Below are 21,229 nucleotides of genomic sequence, written 5' to 3' on the forward strand. Positions count from 1 at the left end.
CTTAGTAAAATCTTTACATTAAGAAGTAAAGATACTACCTGATAAAACTAATCACAACCACTATACTAACTTGTTTTCAATTAAATACTGAGCGATTTGAACAGCGTTTGTCGCAGCTCCTTTTCTCAGATTATCTGCCACAATCCACATATTAAGTGAATTCTCTTGCGAGTGATCTCTACGTATACGACCCACAAAAACATCATCCTTACCATGTGCCATAAGTGGCATAGGATAATTATTCACATCAACATTATCTTGCACTGTAACACCATCAGTTTGTGAGAGTAATCGACGCACGTCTTTTACATCAAAATCAGACCTGAATTCAACATTTACAGATTCTGAGTGGCCACCTACAACCGGTATACGAACAGCTGTGGCTGTAACAGCAACTGTATTATCATCAAGAATTTTTTGAGTTTCCCTTACTAACTTCATCTCCTCTTTGGTATACAAATTATCCTCAAAAACATCACAATGCGGTAAGGCATTACGGTGAATTTGATATGGATAAGCCATCTCTCCTTTTTTACCATCATATTCATTCTCTAACTGTTGAACAGCTTTTACACCAGTCCCAGTTATAGATTGATAGGTAGAAACTACAAGCCTTTTTATACGATACTCCTTATGTAAAGGAGACAAAGCAAGCACCATTTGAATAGTTGAACAATTGGGATTTGCAATAATTTTATCGTCTTTAGTTAAGGTATGCGCGTTAATTTCAGGAACTATTAATCGCTTATCTGCATCCATTCTAAAAGCACTAGAGTTGTCAACAACTGTGGTTCCTACTGCAGCAAATTCAGGAGCATATTTTAAACTAACGTTCCCGCCGGCAGAAAATAAGGCAATTGCAGGTTTCATTTCAATAGCCTGTTTCATACCTATTACCTTATACTGTTTACCCTTAAAAGTAATCTCGCTACCTACTGATTTTTCTGAGGCAACAGGTATCAAGTTTGAAATTGGGATGTTTCGCTCTTCCAGCACTTGTAACATCACTTGGCCTACCATTCCGGTAACACCTACTACTGCTATATTCATGAAATAAAAATTTAAGCCTACAAAAATATATCATAAACAGTGACGGTAAGGCCTTTAAGAAATAATTAATAATGAGAAACTCAAGATTGCTATTACCGTTTTGTAAGATGGTTTTCGCTTTCGCGAAAGCAAAATACAAAAACACAACAGTCTTAATACAAGCTATTTAGACCACACATCAGAATAGGCTAAAAAAATCCAAATCAATAGATACAATTTAAACATTTTAAGCAGTATCTTTGCACGACGAAAAAACAGCTCTAATGAGCTGCAATTATTTAAGTACTAAAACATTATATAAATGTCTCAAGTAAAAGGTAGCGTTTCACAGATCATCGGACCGGTGGTTGACGTAACATTTGACGCGGCACAAGGTGCCCTTCCTAGAATTTATGACTCACTAGAAATAGCGCAAGCTGACGGTACAAAACTTGTATTAGAGGTTCAATCTCACATAGGTGAAGATACTGTGCGTACTATATCTATGGACTCTACTGATGGATTAAGTAGAGGTGCAGAAGTTGTAGCTACGGGTAACCCAATTCAAATGCCTATAGGTGACGATGTATACGGTCGTCTTTTTAATGTAATAGGTAGTGCAATTGACGGATTAGGTGAATTACCTAAAGAAGGTGATAATGGTTTACCTATTCACCGTGCAGCGCCAGCCTTTGAAGATTTATCGACTTCTACAGAAGTTTTATTCACTGGTATTAAAGTAATCGATCTTATCGAACCTTATGCAAAAGGAGGTAAAATTGGTCTTTTCGGTGGTGCTGGAGTAGGTAAAACGGTACTTATACAAGAATTAATTAACAACATTGCAAAAGGTCACGGTGGACTTTCTGTATTTGCTGGTGTAGGAGAGCGTACTCGTGAAGGTAATGACCTTTTACGTGAGATGCTTGAATCGGGAATTATCAAGTATGGTGATGACTTCTTACACTCTATGGAAGAAGGTGGATGGGATCTTCAAAAGGTTGATAAGGAAGCAATGAAAGAATCTAAAGCTACCTTTGTATTTGGACAAATGAATGAACCACCAGGAGCACGTGCTCGTGTTGCTTTATCTGGTCTTACAATAGCTGAATACTTCCGTGATGGAGCAGGCGATGGTCAAGGTAAAGACGTTCTTTTCTTCGTTGATAATATTTTCCGTTTTACTCAAGCAGGTTCTGAGGTATCGGCACTATTAGGTCGTATGCCATCGGCGGTAGGATATCAACCTACACTTGCTACTGAGATGGGTGCTATGCAGGAACGTATTACCTCAACTAAGAAAGGTTCGATTACATCTGTACAAGCTGTATACGTACCTGCGGATGACCTTACTGACCCAGCACCGGCAACAACGTTTGCTCACTTAGATGCGACAACGGTACTTTCTCGTAAGATTGCTGAGCTTGGTATTTATCCAGCGGTAGATCCATTAGATTCTACTTCTCGTATTCTTACTGCTGATATTTTAGGTAACGAGCACTATGACTGTGCACAACGTGTAAAAGAGTTGTTACAACGTTATAAAGAGCTACAAGATATTATCGCCATCCTAGGTATGGAAGAATTATCTGAAGAAGATAAACTTGCGGTATCTCGTGCACGTAGAGTTCAACGTTTCTTATCACAGCCTTTCCATGTAGCAGAACAGTTTACTGGAATACCAGGTGTATTAGTTGATATTAAAGATACTATCAAAGGATTTAACATGATTATGGATGGTGAACTAGATCACTTACCGGAAAGTGCTTTCAACCTTAAGGGTACTATTGAGGAAGCTATTGAAGCAGGAGAAAAAATGCTTGCTGAAGCTTAATTCTGAAAAACACTATTATGAAATTAGAAATTGTAACTCCAGAATTAACTGTTTTTAGTGGTGAAGTGGAATCTGTAGCTGTACCTGGTGTCAATGGTGAATTCCAGATGCTTGACAATCACGCGCCTGTAGTTTCTCTTCTAGTAGAAGGCGATGTTCGTATTTATGGATCAGTTACTTTAAATGAAGATCAACAAAAGTTGTTTGTTTCTAATGATGGCACAACTAATTATAAAATTTCTGGTGGTGTGATTGAAATGAAAGATAACAAAGCAGTTGTACTGGCAGACTAATACAACTTACTTATAAAAAAAACCAGCTCAATGAGCTGGTTTTTTTATGTCATAATATTTATAAAGTGATTAAATGTTTTTATCGCTCCCATCACGATTTCATCCATTTCAGACGTTGAATAATCCTCTTTAAGTAATTTTAAAGTAGCTTTCCATCTAGCCCGTCTTTCTTCATTAGAAGAAGTATAAAACTGCATGGAATTGATATTATAATCTAAGTTTTTATTCTCTGATAGCTTTTTACCTATTACTGCACCGCCCAATAAAGATCCTTCTACTACGTATAACGCACCTATCATTTCTAAAGGTGTGAAAGAAATGGATTCTATATTTGGCAAGTGAATATCTCGTTGTGTAAGTTCAAAATAATCATGCTCAATCCACCTAGATATGGGTTGCCTTTCCATACTTAATGATTTTTCAATTGGTAGATAAGCTTTATAATTAAGCATTAATATTTCTAAAAAATATTCTCTTGAAATATTCTGATTAAAAATGGCAATAGAATGAGGAGCCTTATCCAATTTCTCATGTAACTCCTTGGTTCTCGATCTTAGGTTATTAATTAGTGTCATACCCTAAAAAAAGAAGAAATATTCTCATCAAGATCCTGTATTACTTTATCATAATACTCTTTCAATTTAAGATCTTTTTCATCTGTTCTTGCAGCAGATTTTAAAATTTCATGAATACGTCGTAACTCCTCTCTCCTTAATTTTAGTTCGTTTAATTTATCCAATGTTTTTTGCTTTTTTACAATGATATCCTGGACTAATGGTTCTAACCGTTTATGAAGATTACTGATATCGTTCTTTAATAAATAACCAGATGCTCCACTCAAAATAACATTAGCTGCTAATTCTTCATTATTCAATGTACCTGTTATTACAATTATAGGAGTACTAGGCTCGATCTCTTTTACGGCATTAATTACATCAATTGCTGTAAACCCAACCAAATCATAGTCTGTACAAACCAAATCAGGTATAAAATCTTTAAGAGCATAACGCACATTACTGAGCTTATCAGAAATTCTAATTTCAGGTTCTGAAACAAACTTTTCAAACTGTCGTTGCAGTAGAATGGTATCGCTTACTAGATCTTCAACGATAAGGATTCGTAGATTTTGGTTGATCATTTTAACTTAGATTAATTTCAACCCAATACTTTACAGCGTTTACAACGGTATATTTCAACGACTGAAAAGATTTAGGTTTTTCCACATAAGAGTTAGCACCTAGATTATAAGCGTGTTCGATATCACTATTTATAGTACTTGAACTAAACATTATTTTTGGAATTCTACGGAATTCTTGTTTATTTAAATCTCCCAAAAGCTCCAATCCAGAAACTTTTGGCATTTTCAAATCAATAAAAATTAAATCTGGTCTAATTTTTTCAAATTCATTGTTCTCAATTAAATGCCGTACTTTTTCTGAATCATCGAAAGATATAAAATTTGAGTCAGAAAATTCTTTCTTAATGATTCTTTTAAACAATTGTATATCTTCTAACCTATCTTCTATATAGACAATATTTTTTCTTTGAATTGAATCCATTCTACCTAATTGATTTAAAATAAAATTTTATCGTCGTTCCTTTGTTTAGTTCACTTTCTGCCCAGATATCGCCACCGTGTCTAAACACCACCCTTTGCGCAATAGCCAGTCCTACACCTGTACCTTCGTACTCTTCTTTAACAAGACGTGTAAATACACCAAAAATCTTTTTACCATATTTAGGATCAAATCCTACACCGTTATCAGTTACAACATAAACATCCTTTTCACCGTCGTTGTATTGCGATACGGTTACTTGTGGAGCTTCCTTTTTGGAACTGTATTTAAAAGCGTTTGATAGTAAATTAAAAAACAACTGGTACAACATTGCTCTATCTCCATATATTGAAGGTATTCCTTTTTGAATATTAAATTGAGTCTTTGGATAGCGCCTTTTCATATTACTATCTTTTAAGATATCATTACAAAGTTTCTCAACATCGATATCATCATCAATTTTCCTGAGCTTACTAAGACCACTATAACTCAAAATAGAGTCCATTAAATCGTTCATTCTAGCGGCACTATTAATGATTATTTGAAGACTCTGCTTACCATCCTCATCTAATTGATCCATGTAATCCTCCATAAGTATTTGAGCAAAACCATCTATACCACGCAATGGACCTCTCAAATCATGCGATACACTGTAACTAAAACTTTCTAATTCTTGATTTAAAGACAAAAGCTGTCTATTTAGTTTAGATACTTCAGAAAATTTAGTTACGATTATATTTTTAACATCCTCAACAAAGGCTTTAATAGCTGCTATTTCGTGTGTTTGCCATGGTATGGAATGCTCTCTTACTTGTTCTGTGAATTTTTCAAATGATTTACGAGGAGTTAGATTTCCTTGGATTTGTTTTTTGTCTGGATTACCACCCCAATTAATTTCAGCAATCTGTTCTTTTCTTAGCCATACTATACAGTCACCTTTCTTCTTGCTTATTTTATATAAGACCACACCAGCGAATTGTAACTTTTCTAAACTAGGAATGGAAGTTTCTTTGCTAAAGGAATTAGAACTATAAAAACCGTTTTCATCACATAGAACTTCAAATTTCTTGATTATATTTTTAATATCTGTGACTTCCAATGACAGACCTATTGAGCTTAATTGAGTGTCATACTTAATGATAAAAGCATCTGATTTAACCAAATCTAGTGCGGTAACCTCATTGTTTGTAAGTCCGTGCACGAGATCCCATTTTTCACTCATATAGTGAACAAGTTTAGAACGTACATGACTGTTTTGATTCAAACGTGATATAAAGTCATTTGACGTTTTTATCGTAATTTGATTGCTTATTATGTCAGAAAGTAAAAAACAGGTTTGACGTTTTTGAAAGTCGATAAACTTTGGACTATAATGATGACAAGCAATTAATCCCCATAATTTATCCTCGATCACTATTGCACAACTTAAAGTTGCACAAACTCCCATATTCCCTAAATATTCTTTATGAATATCACTAGAACCTCTAAGAATAGAGTTACTTAAATTAGTTAAAAAACCTGACTGTGGATTTACCATAGGAAATAAAGGGTAATCTGGTTCTTTTAGATTTGATATAATTCTTACACCTTGTTCCTTAAAAAGGTCACGTGCGTTTTTTGGTATATCACCGGCAGGATAATGTAGACCTAACCAGGAGTGCAAATCATTATTAGCCGCTTCTGCTATTACTTCTCCGTTCCAATCTGCATCAAACTTGTAAACCATAACCCTATCATAATTAAGGAAATGTTTTATTTCATTTACTGCAGTATTTAAAACCTCCTGAACACTATTACACGAAGACATTTTATTGAGAGCGCTTATAATTAGTTGTTGCTCTTCTAGAAGATTTAATTTTGAATCATACTTTTCAATATCCAACAACAATCCCTCATTACTCAAAGAAAGTTTATAAGAAAATTCACCGTCTACTACTGTCTTGAAATCGTTATTTATAAGCTGTATTTTCAATTTATAAATTACCTCTTCCTGCAGTAACGTAGATAAGTTACTGTTTAAAAGATCAATCTGAACATTCAAAAAATCGGTTGCATTCTTAGAATATTGTAGGATGTTAAAATCATTATCTATGACTAATAGTACACCATGTGATTGAGTTCTATGTATAAAACGTATAGGCTCGTCTTCACATGTAGAAATTTCAATTTTTTTAGGGTAAGATTTTAACATCGTTAATTTTTTAACTTAGTAAAGATACTTGTTTAGTTTTATTTGATAAAATTTAAACAATAATTGAGTTCAGTTTTTTAGAATCATTCAAAAAAAAAACCCTGACAAAACTGTCAGGGTTTCCGTTGGTTATAGTTAAGAGTATATATTACTTTCTTAGTGCAGCTATAGTTGCAATATTTTTAGTTTCTTCAGCATAATCTAGTGCTGTTTTACCATCTATCTTTATTGATGCATCTGCACCAGCTTCTAACAATGTAGATATTAAAGAGCTATTCCCTGCTTTAGCGGCCATCATTAATGGAGTCATGTTGTTACAAGTGCCATTAACATCTGCTTTAGCCTGTTGTATTAAATAAACAGCTATATCATTACTTTTCATCATAGCACTGTATTGAAGAAGGTTGTATTCCTGACTTCCAGATACTAGACATGCATCCTTGTTAGAATCATTAACTAATGAAGAAATAGCTCTAACATCATCATTTTTGAGAGCTATAGTCATTTCCTTAGATAAATCTTGTGCAAAAACTCCCGAAGTTCCTGCAATAAATGCTATTAACAAAAGTGCTTTTTTCATTCTTTCTTTAATTTAAAAGATAAATATACTGATATCTTAAGAATATCTTTAAAATAATTAAACAAAATCGTTTTATACTACCTAATCAACCTTTACATTATGAATGAAATTTAATTATATCACCTGGCTTACAATCCAATACTTTGCAGATAGCCTCTAAAGTAGAAAATCTAACTGCCTTGGCTTTACCCGTTTTTAGAATAGAAAGGTTTGCCGTGGTAATTCCTATTGCTTGAGCAAGTTCATTACTTCTCATACCTCGCTCTGCGAGAATTTTATCTAATTCGATTACAATAGGCATAGGCTAAATAGTTAAGTCATTTTCTTGTTTCAATTTCACTCCTTCAGAAGCTAATTTGCTCAAGATGATTAAGAATAGACCAAAAGAAATAATAACTAAAGTAGCTCCAAAGCCAGACCCTACCCTAATTACTGAATGATCAAAAAATTTGATTTTCAAAGTAAGCGAGTAAATATGGTATGCCCATACTGGAATATTCGTTAATAAAACGCCTGTTATACAAAACCACCCAGCCTTTTTAAGCGACTCTCCTGTTTGAAGATTAAATAAATGTTTAGGTGTAATTGTAAACGCAGCAATTTTCAAATGATACAGCATTATTACGAAGAATACAAGACCAACATAGAAAAGTAGTAAAACTGGATAGAATGACCAATGGTGATTACTTATTAAGAATCCTGATAGTTCATATATTTCTATATTATTTACAGTAAGTAAAAACTCAATTGGAAGAAATACTATTTTCAATATGGCAAAAAAATAAAGCAATCTTAAAATAGCTCTTAGAACTTGAATAGCTTTCATAATTATCGTTTTTCGATAACAAATATATAATTAATTATCGAAAAACAATAATTTTTTAATTTTTAAGCTAATCTAATTGTTCTTCAAACTCTTTAACAGTCATAGCATTTTTTACTCGATAATCACCTATTGCAGTTCTACGCAAGGCACTTAAATGAGCTCCGTTATTTAATGCGATGCCTAAATCATGAGCTAGAGATCTTATGTAAGTTCCTTTACTACAACTCACTTTAAAATCCACTTCTGGCAAATCAATTCTAGTGATTGCAAAATCATGAATGGTCACCTCTCGACTTTTTATTTCGGTAGTTTCACCAGCTCTAGCTAGCTCATACAAACGTTTTCCACCTTTTTTAATAGCCGAAAATATCGGCGGCTTTTGAGCAATGGTGCCCACAAAACTGTTTGCCGCTTTTCTAATGTCGTCTTCAGTTAAATGATCGTAATCAAACCTTTTATCAATCTCAGTTTCTAAGTCGTAGCTAGGTGTAGTAGCTCCTAAAGTAATGGTACCGGTATATTCTTTACGTTGCGCTTGATAGGTAGTAATATTTTTAGTCTCTTTACCAGTACACAATATAAGTAATCCGCTTGCTAGTGGATCTAGAGTACCTGCATGACCTACTTTGATCTTTTTAAGCTTAAACTTTCTTTTAATCAGCCAGCGCACTTTATTCACTACTTGAAATGAAGTCCATTCTAGCGGCTTATCAATTAATATCACTTTACCTTGTGAAAAAGGATTGTCAGCTTGTGTCATAGCTTGCAAAGGAAAGAAAATAAACTAATTTTAATGTATTTAAATTTTAAATTCATATTCGTGTTCTACCTTACAAATGCGAACCTTATAATAGGAATACCATAGGGTTTTACCCAATTTTTGCGCTTTCAAATGCTGCAAATTATGTTTCCATTTTTTAATGGAGCTCAAATCCTTCCAGTATGATATAGTAATCCCTAAATCATCACGGGCACTTTCAAGTTGTATAAATCCGTCATTGTTAGTAACAGCCTGTTCCATTAAACTGGCCATTGAATGATATTCAGGATCATCTTTTTTAAGAATTGAAGTGAAGATTACTGCATAATAAGGAGTTGTTATCATTTATCACCGCTTTACTGTAATCCATTTTCCCTGACTGCGCACAACATAATCACCATCGTACATAGCCTCAGCTTGTGAACCTGGCAAGTAGTAGTCTCCCAAATAACTTGCGTTAATAACCGTTTTTAAACTAATGGATTTTTTAGGCTGTAAGTCAAAATAGTAATGCACTCTATCATCTCTTATATCCTTATATTCTACCTGATTGTTTTCTTCGTCACCGTATTCAGTAAATCGAGTGTTTACCATTTCCCAACCAGACGGCACAATTTGTGAAAAAGCAACATCTCTAATAGTGACACCTGTTGTATTTGTTATGGTAGCTATTGCGGTAACCTCGGTTCCTTGAGAAAGATTACTAACGTCTATTGGATTTCCATTTTTGTCTGTATAAGCAACAACCATTGACAATTTACTTTGGATTACTTTATCTTTACCTACGGGTAATTTCCCAGTTAAAGCTGTATTTAGAAACACGTCTACATTCCCTGTATTGGTCACTTGAATAGTTGTTGGATTATAAGCCACTTGTAAATCTCGCATCACTATACTTTTCTTGGACTCAATAACTTCCTTATTACCCTTATCAAGCAACTCGATACTAAATCCTGTACCGCCTAAACTCTCTACATATTTATTAATTGATACCAGACTGTAACTTATTGCCTGCGTATTCATATATCGATTGTCAGCTAGTTGTTTGGCAATATTCTCAAGTAATTCTCTTGCTTTTTCTTTTTTACCCATGATGACATAAGTTTCCAATGCCATAGCACGATTTCTTTCTGGCGACCCATATGACCTGTAATCCCATTGATAGGGTGTAAAATCTATATTTGAATTGCTTAAAAGTTCATTTGCTACCTTTTGCTGTCCCACCATAGCATAGGCTGCTGCTAGTCGTAACTTAGAATTGTTTGATAAATTACCGCTTTCGCGAAAGCGATTCATAGCACTTAAATCTGCAACACCAGCCAGCGCTAGTGTGTACAATCGATACGCTTGATTAAAGTCATTGTGATCATTGTAACGCCATCTACTAGCGGCTTGTTTTTGATAAGCTATCCAATTTGATTTGAAAGTAACTGGGATGGCGTATCCTGCACGTTCTGCCTCTAACATAAAATGACCAGCATAACTTGTTCCCCAATCATTTGGACTTCCTGCGCCTGGCCAGTATGACAATCCACCATCAGGGCGTTGAAAACTCGTCAACCTATTGATGGCCATCTTTACATTGTTTGAGAGTGTCGATTGCTCTTGAGAATTCAAGTTTGCAACAGTAGACAATCCTAATTGTGGAAACGCTGCACTAGTGGTTTGTTCCACACAACCATGTGGATACCTTATTAAATAATTCAATCGTTTACCAATATTCATTTCTGGCAAGGTTGAGGCTGTGATTTTTCCCGAATTTGTTCCTTTACTTCCAAAAGGCTCTATAGGAATTGTTTTACTTTCTCCTGCCTTGAGTAATACCTGCTGACTGCTTGTGGTAAAAGGGTTGGGATTGACAATATCAATTTCAGTTTTATAACTTGCCTTTTCACCAGATGAACTCGCAGAAAATTCTAATTGAGCAATTCCTACCTGATCTTTTACTTTAACATCAAAATAAGCTAATTGATCTCCTACTTCTTCAAATTTTAACTGTTGTTGCTTAGGCCCTACTATTTCAAAATGATTTGATGGTTTAAAGCTGACTGTTACATTTTTAATATTGTCTTCCATCGCAAACACTGTTACTGGTAATTTGACAGTTTCTCCTGGAGTAAGCTTTCGCGGAAGCGAAGCCAGCATCATCAATGGTTTTTTTACAGGTGTTGTTTTTTGAGCGTTTCCATAAGACTCGTCTTTAACATTTGAAGCAACAACCATAGTGCGCACTGATCCCACATAATTGGGAATATCAATGGTGTGTGTACGACTTTTACCAGCTGCTACCTCAAAAGGACCAATATGACGCACCATAGGTTCAAATCGATTGGCCTTTTTTGCTTTGGCCGCTTGTGCTGTACCATCACCACCTATTGCAAATGCCGCATCTATTCTACCACCATAAGCTCCAATTACATCATCATAAATATCCCAGGTTTTTACACCTAGGGCTTCTCTTGCAAAGAACTTATCCCAAGGATTTGGTGTTTTAAAATTTGTTAAGTCTAGTAGCCCTTCATCCACAACAGCCAGTGTATAGGTCATAGGCTTGTTATTCTTTTCACTTACGGTTATAGAAACCTTACTTTCTGGTTGTAACGTTTCAGGCATTTTAATAACTGGTTGTAAATGCGTGTTTTTATTTTCTACCATTAAAGGTATTACTCCATACATTCTTAATGGTAAATCGTTTGCTGTTGATGCATGAGGCTGTAAGTATGTTATATGTACATATACATTAGGAACATACCTGCTATCTATTGTTAATGTGGTGGTCGTTTTATCCTTGTTGGTTTGAACCCATTTTGCGTCTAAAATCTCTGTTCCATTTTCAATGGTAATCAAAGCTCTTCCACCGGAACTGCTAGGAAATGTTATTTGCGCTTGTTCATTTACATTATAGGATTCTTTATCTGCATTAAAAACCAGCATACTTGCCGTTTCTGGATCAGCTTTTCGTGATTTCCCTGCCCAACCTGGCCAATCCACGTAAACTATTTTACCTGTACTGTGACCACTTTCTGGATCATAAACTTTAACAAAATACCTACCCCATTCTGGGTACTTGATTTGCATTTTAAAACTACCTTTTCCAGAGCCGTTTGTGGATATTTTTTGAGAATTTACTAATTGCCTGGATTCCATTGACTCATATCTCGATAATGAGTTTGACGTGCTTTGCCACCACCATCTCCACGATACTTTGTATACATTCACTTCAAGGTTTTGTCTAGCAGCTGCCTCTCCTTTCTCATTAACTGTGACCACGTCAAAGGTGTGGTCTTTATCGGTTACTAACATCCCACGTCTTTTATCTCCTGGTGGTACTTTTAACCCGACATAATGTGTATATGGTGAGTAGGACGATGAAGTAACATTGGTGCTGAAATCACCACCGTTTTCATAAACCTTAGTGAGAAAGTTAGCTTTTAGCATTCCAGGTGCTTGACTATTCAGCTCAGGATTAATAGAAAAACTTGCCTTTCCATCATTATTTAATTTGCCATCAAAAACCTCGTTTTCTATCATTTCAAAATATCGAGATGGATCATCAAAATTATAGTTGTCATATTTAGGAAAGTTTGTCGATGTACTATAGTATTTTACAGTAGTATTTGCTTTTAGGTTTTTAGCCTTGGCACCATGTAACCACATAGCAGATAAATCAATATCAACCTTTTTACCGCTGGTGATTAGATCATCTTCAAAATCTAACTGCACTTTAAGCCTATTAGGTTTTATCGTTTCAATCTTTAAAGTTTTATAAAAGCTTATTCCTCCTACTTGAACTTGTACATTCCAATTTCCAGTAGGTGCTGTTTCGTCTGTTTGTAAATCAAATTGATACACTTTATTCAAGCCATTTTTTTGAACCTCTTGATGTATCATTTTACCATTAGGATCTCTTAACTCTAGTTTGATAGGGTGATTAGCAGGCAGTTTATTATCACTATCATTTAAAACAAATGATAAATAAATATGATCTCCTGGTCTCCATACTCCACGTTCTGTGTAGATATATCCTTTAATTCCCTTTTGCAATTGTTCTCCAGACGTGTCGAACTTACTTACCGGTAATACTTGCCCGTTATCTAATCTTACGTAAGCATATTGATCCTTATATTTAACTTTAACAAAATAAGCGACTTGATCTAGTTTAATTTGCGAGAGTCCACTGGCACTCGTCCTAGTAGTTGCAATTTCTTGTTGCTGGTAGTTATAAAAGGTCACTAATGATCCAGCAAGAGGACTTGTTGAAAGTAAATTAGTCACAGCTACTAAAAAGCTATTATCCTGTCCTTTTTTAACGGTGACTCCTATATCACTAGCTAATATGTTTGTGCTTACTGTTTTATTCCTATAAAAACTATGTGTACAAGGATCTTCCCTATCTCGCCAGTTATAGGAATAATCGTATTCATCGTAATAATAGTTTTGGTAACTATCCCAATTTGTTGTTTCAAAGGAATCGTTATAATCTATTTCTTCGATTTCAGGTTGGTTTTCGGCAGTATAGTTGCAAGAGTAGGCGCTGTAAGCTAGTTTGTAATCCAATTCTACTCGATATATTGCGCCAGGTTCTGGTGTAATAAGTTCATTTAAATCAACTGAAAATACATTCCATGTACTGATATTTTTAACGGAAGATTTCAAATCAAGTACCTTACGTGCAATAGGCCTACCAACCCTTCTCATATTCCCAGTAGATGCTATATTGTTAGATTGAAGAAATTGCAAAACATTATTTTCATATATACGATAAACCATTACATCAACAGCGTTTAAGTTTACCGCTTTGAAACGAACGCTAGTATTTTGTGAACTAGGTAAAATTGCACCAGACTTAATCAATTTGACTTCTGGCTCTACTTGCTCAAAAGCGATATAGCTAGAAAATGGTTTTTTCAATTTGTATCCATCAGTACTTTCAACACCATTGAAAACCTCGACCATTTTGGAACCTGTGATAGCATTTAGTGTGTAGACTTTAACAGTATTAGATTCAATTTCTAGTTTGAGATCTTTTTGTCCTTCTATAGAAATTAAGCCATCTAAATTTTGTGTTTTTTTCAAAGGATCAGAAAAATGCACAGCAACATAAGATGATTCTGAATTGACAAGTTGAATATCAGTGACTAAAAAATTATCCTTTCCTGGTAAGGTAATGGATACTTCATCTTTATCGTTTACTCCAATTGCAGTACCATTCCAAAAAACTTTAAGCTCCTGATCGTCGACGGTGCGTTTAATATTGTCAATTATAAAGCTAAAAGAACTGGCTTTTTCAATATCAGATTGAAAGCTAATATCTTGTTCTTTACTGTTAATCCTGGCTGTAACGATTTTTCTTGCATCTTCAAGTGTAAGAATATCGCTTGCACGTATAAAGCCTATAACACGTTGTGTGTTTTTGTCAACGCTTATAACAGGCTCAATGTTTACTATAAAATCTTGCTTAATCGTCTTGAAAGAAAAATTAAACTCTTTTAAATCGTCTTCTACCTGTAATAATTTACCAACCTGAAGTTTGACCTGATAATTAGTGTTGTTTTCTAAAGGTTCGTCCGGAACAAATGAAATTGTTTGATTATCAATAAAAATGGGTTTTCCCTTAACCTCTGGAGATATTTTAAACACATCTTCTGGTACTATTTGTCCAGAATTCCAATTAGTTTGTGGATTTGTAAATCTTACAGTTATATTTTCATGAGCACTTACAACATTATCGGTTACTTGATCTATTATAGTTCGGAATTTAAAAAACTCGGCAGCTTGTTCTTCTTGAAGTTCTTTAGGGTTTTTCTCAGAACATGAAAAAAGTAATAATAAACAAGACGACAATAAAAGAAGTTTTTTCATAATGGTATGGTTAGTAATCGGATAATGTCTTAAAGTTAATACAGTTATCACTGATTTATAGTAGAACGGCAATTATTTTACAATTATTTTATTTTACCATGCCTGTAAAGAGTGTTTTACAAAATGAATATCGTTCTCACTACTAAAATCGTAATAGGGATTAATACCAGAATGATTTTTAAAACTCTATTTGATGAAGAAGTAAAAATGTAGCTTAGAAAAAGAACAGTTGGTAAAAACAGTAATAGTTGACTGGCTGTCTGATTTTTATCTAACCATAAAAAAATTATTGCAGAAACTAGACTATAAAAGAATAACACTGAATACTTTGCTCTAGTCTTATGAATGACACTTATTATTGATCCTACATATAAAATTATTCCTGCTACAATAAGTGATAGCAATAGGATAGAAACCCAGTTAAGTTGTAAAACATGTGATTCCGCAAACTCATAGGAAGAACTCAAAATTAATCTAGGTAATAAGTCAATATTAAAATATAATTGAATTACCCAGCTAATTATTAACACGGTTGTAATCCCTAAAAATGGAATAACCCAGAATCTATAATTATTGCGAGCCCACAAAAAGACTCCAACAAAAACTGGAAGAAAAAAAAGGCAAAATTTTGGTTCAATTAAGGAAGCTATAGTTATCCAGAAACTAGCATCAAAAATTTTGGCCAATATGGAATGCCTAGTACGCATACTAAGCAATCGCCTTAAAGACATAAATATTAAAAGATTAGCTAACCACAACCAATCCAAAAAAACATCAGGAAACAACAAACACAATAACACAGACATGCTCATAAAAGCATAACTAGAGTTTTGAGTAAGTTCATTTTTTATTAGAATGAACTGAGTCAACAGCAATAAAAAGACTAATCCCAAAACGGTTATAACCGTCTGGAACGAGAGTTGCTCAAACCAAAATACAGATGTAAATCCAGCAACAATTACGAGCCCACTATAAAGTGCGTAATGAATAGGTTGAGTAGTTTCAAAAAATCTATGTAGCATCAGCTTTTTATATTACTTTTGCAGGATAACAAGCAATTTACTGCAATGAAAGAATTATTAGAAGGAATCGAATACTTATTTGTAGATCTTTTATTTGCTCCTTTAGATTTTTTAAGAGAGCTAGAAAATGAAAATTGGTGGGCTGCAAACTCTATTACTTGGATCGCCATCATTATACTTATCGTAGCATTAGGTTACTGGATGAAGCAATTGCGCATCTTTGACCAAAATGGTGAAGAAGATAAAACACAAACGTCTCACTCGTTTTTGAAGTAAGACGTTTGAATCATAAGTTTTATAGGTCAAATCCTATATCACTTCTATAATACATCTTATCAAATTGTAACTGTTTTACATTTTGATAAGATTTTTTTAGTGCCTGTTTGAAATCTTCACCATAACTGGTTACAGCAATAACTCTACCTCCATTAGTGACAACAGCACCATCTTTAACAGTTGTACCTGCGTGAAACACAATGCTGTCTTCAACTTCATTAATCCCTGTAATCACTTTCCCTTTTTCATAGGCTTCTGGATATCCACCAGACACACACATTACTGTAGTAGCACTACGACTGTCTATTTCAAGTTGCTCCTTGTTTAATTCCGCTTTCGCGAAAGCGGACAAATGTCTTAATAAATCGGACTTAATTCTAGGTAGAACAACCTCTGTTTCAGGATCACCCATGCGCACGTTGTATTCTATTACATAGGGTTCTTGATTTACTATCATTAGGCCAATAAATACAAAACCTTTATAAGTAATCGATTCCTTTTTAAATCCAGAAATGGTAGGCTGTATAATACGTTGCTCAACCTTTTCCATCAAGATATGATCTGCAAATGGTACTGGAGACACGGCGCCCATTCCACCCGTGTTTAAACCAGTATCGCCTTCACCTATTCGTTTATAGTCCTTAGCATTAGGTAATATTTTATAATTCTCTCCATCGGTCATTACAAATACACTCATTTCAATACCGTCAAGGAATTCTTCAATCACGACTTTATTGGACGCTTCACCAAATTTTCCTCCTACAAGCATTTCTTCTAGGTTATCTTGAGCTTCTTTAAGATCCTTAATTATAAGTACACCTTTTCCTCCTGCTAGACCATCGGCTTTAAGCACATAAGGAGCTTTTAGAGTTTCTAAAAATCTCTTTCCATCCTCTACAGTTTGGGCCGTAAAACTAGAATAGGCAGCCGTTGGAACACCGTTGCGCTGCATGAATTCCTTGGCAAACTCTTTAGAACCTTCCAAAACAGCACCTTTCTTTGAAGGACCTATAACATTAATATGTGATGTTTCTTCTTGTTGGAAATAATCATAAATCCCGGCAACTAGTGGTGCCTCTGGACCTACAACAATCATATTAATATCGTTTTTTAACGAGAACTCTTTGATAGCATCAAAATCAGTGACACCTAGATCAACATTTGTTGCTATTGCTGCCGTACCTGCGTTACCAGGTGCAACATATAATTGGGTTAGTAATTCGCTTTTTTCAATAGCGTGGGCAAATGCGTGCTCACGACCACCGCTACCTAAAATAAGTACGTTCATGTGAAAAGTGATTTGCCTGCAAAAGTAATTTATCTCAAAGGAAAATTCACCAGGATAAGTATCTTAAAGGAAAGAGATTTAATTCATGCCGCGTTCTTTCCTGATACTCTCATAAGCCTCTTGTACCTTACGGAACTTTTCTTCGGCGCCTTTACGGTACGCCTCGTCCATGTGGACAAGTTTATCTGGGTGATACTTTTTGGCCATTGATCTGTAGGCCTTTTTCACCTCATTATCTGTTGCCGATTTTTCTATCTCAAGGATTTTATAAGCATTATCACGATCCTTTACAAACATGGCCTTAATAGATATAAAATCTCTACTGCTTAATCTACAGTAACTAGCTATGTTTTGCAGGACTCGCAATTCTGAGTCACTAACGTGACCATCGGCTTGTGCTATACCAAATAGAAAATGAAGAATTTGCAATCGTGTCTCGTAGGTGGTACGAGTATTAAGCATTTGACAAATGCGTTGTGCGTTTACTTGTCGCTTTTTTACCACATCGTTAAATACCCTAAAAACAGCATTGGCTCTTTCCTTACCATAAGAACTTACAAAGTAATTTCTCACATAATCCAGTTCTCGTTGACTTACACTACCATCTGCCTTAATGACTATACTAGTAAGCGAAAGTAAATTGAGTTCAAAATCTTGTGGACTTACTGTATTATTAGAATGGCTGCGATATCTAGGTTGGGTAGAGCTTTGTTGGGTATAACCACCCATAAAGCTCACATATAACCATCTTAAGATTAAGAAAACAGCAATATACCCTATAAAAGACATTGTTATTTTTTAGGCTTTTTAAAAATAGGAACGGCGCTACATGCCTCACCGTACATTATAGATCGGGCGATAGGTTGTAATTTTTCAGTAAGCATTAAGTAGGCGTTTACCGGTACTGGTTTGTTTGAACATCCTTTAATGATTACTGGTAGGTCTTGATATTCTGATAAATCAAGGTTATTAAGAACTTCTGTATACAACACGCTTTCAAGGTGTTGAAGATCTCCATAAACCACCTTTTTTGCTATTCCAGTAAGGTGACTTTGTAACAACATCCATATCCACTGTGGCACGATTGCATCGGTACTGCAATGAATGGCTACATAGTGGTCTTTATAAATAGAGAAATCAGTGTTTTTTACGCTTTCGCGAAAGCGAGATTCTACCACTACCAGACCTTCAAGTAACCATTGTGATATATCAATAACACTGCGTGTTCCTGGCAAATAAAAATCTTCAAGGTCAATGGTGCGCAGCTTGCTTTGCGCTACTCGATTCACGATTTCCTCCATACTACAACATGCCTAATTCTAGTTTTGCCTCTTCACTCATGAGATCTTTACTCCATGGTGGATCAAAGGTGATTTCTACCTCGGCATCGTTAACCTCTTTGAGAGTTTTTACTTTCTCTTCTACCTCAACTGGTAGAGTTTCTGCCACCGGACAATTAGGTGATGTTAAGGTCATGAGGATTTTCACATCGGCATCAGTGCTTACCATCACATCATATATAAGTCCTAGCTCGTATATATCTACTGGGATTTCTGGATCGTAGATAGTTTTAAGAACTCGTACTACTTTTTCTCCTATTTCCTGACCGTTTATTTCTTCCATGGTTTAATTTAATTGTGATTGGTATGCTACAGCATACATTTTAAGCTGTTTAATCATTGATACAAGACCATTTGCTCTGGTAGGAGATAAATGCTCCTTGAGACCTATTTGATCTATAAAATCTGTATTTGCGGCAATAATATCTTGTGGTTTTTGACCTGACCAAGCTCTTATAAGTATAGCTATAATTCCTTTGGTAATAATAGCATCGCTATCTGCCGTAAAATGTACTTTTTCGTTATCTAATTGCGCGTCAACCCAAACTTTGGATTGACAACCTTTAATAAGTTTGTCCTCGGTTTTTTGAGTTTCGTCAATCAATGGTAAGTTCTTACCTAGATCAATCATGTACTCGTACCTCTGCATCCAGTCATCAAACATTGCAAACTCATCAACTATCTCCTCTTGTATATCTTGTATAGTAGCCATTATTTAATCTTGATTGCTTTTATAGTAAGTGTACCTGATTCATCAAATAATTCTAGACCATCTTCAGTAGGTTTTACTTGCACTGATTTTGCCAAGTGTGCGGTATAATCTCTTTCGATTTTGTCCAATTCCCTACAATACATTTTTGTGCCCATAAGTGGTCCAATCTCAATAGACGTTCCCTGGTATTTAAATTCACCCGAATACTGGTTACAAGCAGATTTTCCAGAGATTCTATTCACTGTTCCATCGGTTTCAATATTTAAAGTGATATCATACTCACCATAATTATTACCACCTACAGTAGTTACTTTATAATTACCATTCATGTCTTCTATCGTTTTACAACTTAAGGTTGTAAAAATGATCATTACAAAAATTGCTGCTTTTTTCATCATAACTTCACTTATTTAAGCTTACACTAAGCTAACATATTAACAGCTCGTTGCAAAGCTTGTACCATTATGTCTATTTCTTCTTTAGTATTATAAAAAGCAAAGCTTGCTCTTATAGTTCCTGGAATTTGAAATCTATCCATAACTGGCTGTGCACAGTGATGACCCGTGCGTACTGCAACGCCTAATTTGTCTACAATGGTTCCTATATCGTATGGATGCAGCTTATCTACAACAAAACTAATTACCGCCGCTTTGTCAGTTACTTCGCCTAAAATTGTAACACCTGGAATTGTTTTGAGCTGTGCTGTACCGTATTCTAATAACTCATTCTCGTATGTTGCAATATTGTCCATACCTATTTCATTTAGGTAATCGATAGCCGCTCCTAAGGCAATACCACCAGCAATATTTGGAGTTCCTGCTTCAAATTTATGAGGTAAACCTGCGTAGGTAGTGTGCTCAAAAGTTACTTGATCAATCATCTCGCCACCACCTTGATAAGGTGGTAATTGGTTTAACAAGTTTTCTTTACCGTATAAAACTCCTATACCAGTAGGACCGCACATTTTATGACCGGCCATTGTGTAAAAATCTGCATCAAGAGCCTGCACGTCGACAGTCATGTGTCCACAAGATTGAGCACCATCAACTAAAACTAAAGCATTAAACTCATGCGCTTGTTTAATTATTTCCTTAACAGGATTAGTAACACCTAGTGCATTTGAAATATGGTTTACAACTACAAATGCAGTCTTATTACTTAGTAGATTAGAATAGGTTTTCATGTCTAATGTACCGTCGTCTAAAACTGGAATCACTTTAAGTACAGCTCCTACTTTTTCACAAAGCATTTGCCAAGGAACTATGTTTGAATGGTGTTCAACTGCACTTACAATCACCTCATCACCTTTTGAGACAAAAACATGTGCTCCACTGGCAACTGCATTTATCGAATGTGTATTACCCGATGTGAAGATTACTTGTTTAGCCTGTGGTATATTAAAAAATGCTCTTGTCTTTTCACGGGCTTGCTCAAATAAATCTGTCGCCTCCTGACTTAAAGCATGAACACCACGATGAATATTTGCATTGTAATGACTGTAATATTTTACGATGGCATCAATTACTGCTTGGGGCTTTTGTGAGGTTGCAGCATTGTCAAAATATATTAAAGGCTTTCCATTGACTTCTCTTTGAAGTATTGGAAACTGTTGTCTTATTTTTTGTACATCAAACATATTACAAAGGTACGTTCTGTAAGT

22 protein-coding genes are annotated in these 21,229 nt (G+C 35.0%); 3 read left to right on the plus strand and 19 right to left on the minus strand.

All coding sequences use genetic code 11. The annotated features are described in order from the left end of the window. Nucleotides 1–60 precede the first annotated feature (60 nt). Nucleotides 61–1,050 carry an aspartate-semialdehyde dehydrogenase gene (locus BST93_RS01080; RefSeq protein ID WP_105017769.1) on the minus strand — a complete coding sequence of 330 codons (990 nt, stop codon included), beginning with the start codon at nucleotides 1,048–1,050 and terminating at the stop codon, nucleotides 61–63. Between the two features lie 301 nt (nucleotides 1,051–1,351). Between BST93_RS01080 and atpD the strand changes: the two genes are divergently transcribed. After that, nucleotides 1,352–2,863, plus strand: coding sequence for a F0F1 ATP synthase subunit beta (atpD, locus tag BST93_RS01085; RefSeq protein ID WP_105017770.1), 1,512 nt, complete (start codon nucleotides 1,352–1,354; stop codon nucleotides 2,861–2,863). A 17-nt stretch (nucleotides 2,864–2,880) separates the two neighbouring features. Next, nucleotides 2,881–3,156, plus strand: a complete 276-nt coding sequence (locus BST93_RS01090; protein ID WP_042276521.1) for a F0F1 ATP synthase subunit delta/epsilon — start codon at nucleotides 2,881–2,883, stop codon at nucleotides 3,154–3,156. Nucleotides 3,157–3,200: 44 nt separating this feature from the next. Here the strand turns inward: BST93_RS01090 and BST93_RS01095 are convergent, their stop codons facing one another. From BST93_RS01095 to BST93_RS01145, 11 genes are all read right to left on the minus strand, one after another. Further along, a complete protein-coding gene (locus BST93_RS01095) occupies nucleotides 3,201–3,731 on the minus strand; it encodes a biliverdin-producing heme oxygenase (RefSeq protein WP_105017771.1) in 531 nt (176 codons plus the stop codon). Next, the gene (locus tag BST93_RS01100; RefSeq protein WP_105017772.1) at nucleotides 3,728–4,294 is read right to left on the minus strand and encodes a response regulator; all 567 of its coding nucleotides are present in this window, start codon (nucleotides 4,292–4,294) and stop codon (nucleotides 3,728–3,730) included. Before BST93_RS01100 ends, BST93_RS01095 begins: the two co-directional genes overlap by 4 nt. A 1-nt stretch (nucleotide 4,295) precedes the next feature. Continuing rightward, nucleotides 4,296–4,715 carry a response regulator gene (locus BST93_RS01105; protein WP_105017773.1) on the minus strand — a complete coding sequence of 140 codons (420 nt, stop codon included), beginning with the start codon at nucleotides 4,713–4,715 and terminating at the stop codon, nucleotides 4,296–4,298. A 1-nt stretch (nucleotide 4,716) separates the two neighbouring features. Further along, a complete protein-coding gene (locus tag BST93_RS01110; protein ID WP_105017774.1) occupies nucleotides 4,717–6,903 on the minus strand; it encodes an ATP-binding protein in 2,187 nt (728 codons plus the stop codon). 148 nt (nucleotides 6,904–7,051) lie between these two features. Continuing rightward, the gene (locus BST93_RS01115) at nucleotides 7,052–7,483 is read right to left on the minus strand and encodes an ankyrin repeat domain-containing protein (protein ID WP_052510257.1); all 432 of its coding nucleotides are present in this window, start codon (nucleotides 7,481–7,483) and stop codon (nucleotides 7,052–7,054) included. Between the two features lie 97 nt (nucleotides 7,484–7,580). Beyond that, nucleotides 7,581–7,784 (minus strand): helix-turn-helix domain-containing protein, encoded by a 204-nt coding sequence (locus BST93_RS01120; protein ID WP_060523406.1) that lies wholly within the window; start codon nucleotides 7,782–7,784, stop codon nucleotides 7,581–7,583. 3 nt (nucleotides 7,785–7,787) lie between these two features. Continuing rightward, the gene (locus tag BST93_RS01125; RefSeq protein ID WP_105017775.1) at nucleotides 7,788–8,309 is read right to left on the minus strand and encodes a DUF2975 domain-containing protein; all 522 of its coding nucleotides are present in this window, start codon (nucleotides 8,307–8,309) and stop codon (nucleotides 7,788–7,790) included. Between the two features lie 67 nt (nucleotides 8,310–8,376). Then, on the minus strand, nucleotides 8,377–9,069 hold the full coding sequence (truB, locus tag BST93_RS01130; RefSeq protein WP_105017776.1) for a tRNA pseudouridine(55) synthase TruB: 693 nt from the start codon (nucleotides 9,067–9,069) through the stop codon (nucleotides 8,377–8,379). 39 nt (nucleotides 9,070–9,108) lie between these two features. After that, nucleotides 9,109–9,414: an antibiotic biosynthesis monooxygenase family protein gene (locus tag BST93_RS01135; RefSeq protein ID WP_105017777.1), complete on the minus strand. Its 306-nt coding sequence runs from the start codon at nucleotides 9,412–9,414 to the stop codon at nucleotides 9,109–9,111. Between the two features lie 3 nt (nucleotides 9,415–9,417). After that, on the minus strand, nucleotides 9,418–14,931 hold the full coding sequence (locus BST93_RS01140) for an alpha-2-macroglobulin family protein (RefSeq protein ID WP_105017778.1): 5,514 nt from the start codon (nucleotides 14,929–14,931) through the stop codon (nucleotides 9,418–9,420). Nucleotides 14,932–15,047: 116 nt separating this feature from the next. Then, nucleotides 15,048–15,953 carry a hypothetical protein gene (locus BST93_RS01145; RefSeq protein ID WP_105017779.1) on the minus strand — a complete coding sequence of 302 codons (906 nt, stop codon included), beginning with the start codon at nucleotides 15,951–15,953 and terminating at the stop codon, nucleotides 15,048–15,050. 45 nt (nucleotides 15,954–15,998) lie between these two features. Here BST93_RS01145 and BST93_RS01150 point away from each other — a divergent pair, with 45 nt between their 5' ends. After that, complete coding sequence (locus tag BST93_RS01150) at nucleotides 15,999–16,229, plus strand: DUF6341 family protein (protein WP_060523411.1); 231 nt, start codon at nucleotides 15,999–16,001, stop codon at nucleotides 16,227–16,229. A gap of 19 nt (nucleotides 16,230–16,248) precedes the next feature. Here the strand turns inward: BST93_RS01150 and purD are convergent, their stop codons facing one another. The 7 genes from purD to BST93_RS01185 form a co-directional block, all read right to left on the minus strand. Next, a complete protein-coding gene (gene purD / locus BST93_RS01155; protein WP_105017780.1) occupies nucleotides 16,249–17,517 on the minus strand; it encodes a phosphoribosylamine--glycine ligase in 1,269 nt (422 codons plus the stop codon). Nucleotides 17,518–17,595: 78 nt separating this feature from the next. Continuing rightward, nucleotides 17,596–18,306 (minus strand): tellurite resistance TerB family protein, encoded by a 711-nt coding sequence (locus BST93_RS01160; protein ID WP_105017781.1) that lies wholly within the window; start codon nucleotides 18,304–18,306, stop codon nucleotides 17,596–17,598. 2 nt (nucleotides 18,307–18,308) lie between these two features. Further along, nucleotides 18,309–18,818 carry a DUF2480 family protein gene (locus tag BST93_RS01165; protein WP_105017782.1) on the minus strand — a complete coding sequence of 170 codons (510 nt, stop codon included), beginning with the start codon at nucleotides 18,816–18,818 and terminating at the stop codon, nucleotides 18,309–18,311. Nucleotide 18,819: 1 nt separating this feature from the next. After that, entirely contained in the window at nucleotides 18,820–19,140 is a 321-nt protein-coding gene (locus BST93_RS01170) for an iron-sulfur cluster assembly protein (RefSeq protein ID WP_042276546.1), read from the minus strand. Between the two features lie 3 nt (nucleotides 19,141–19,143). Beyond that, complete coding sequence (locus BST93_RS01175) at nucleotides 19,144–19,569, minus strand: SufE family protein (protein WP_042276548.1); 426 nt, start codon at nucleotides 19,567–19,569, stop codon at nucleotides 19,144–19,146. After that, the gene (locus BST93_RS01180) at nucleotides 19,569–19,967 is read right to left on the minus strand and encodes an META domain-containing protein (RefSeq protein ID WP_258150454.1); all 399 of its coding nucleotides are present in this window, start codon (nucleotides 19,965–19,967) and stop codon (nucleotides 19,569–19,571) included. Before BST93_RS01180 ends, BST93_RS01175 begins: the two co-directional genes overlap by 1 nt. Nucleotides 19,968–19,990: 23 nt before the next feature. Continuing rightward, complete coding sequence (locus BST93_RS01185; RefSeq protein WP_085775504.1) at nucleotides 19,991–21,205, minus strand: aminotransferase class V-fold PLP-dependent enzyme; 1,215 nt, start codon at nucleotides 21,203–21,205, stop codon at nucleotides 19,991–19,993. Nucleotides 21,206–21,229: the final 24 nt, after the last annotated feature.

Source organism: Nonlabens tegetincola (assembly GCF_002954355.1).
Taxonomy (GTDB): Bacteria; Bacteroidota; Bacteroidia; order Flavobacteriales; family Flavobacteriaceae; genus Nonlabens; species Nonlabens tegetincola.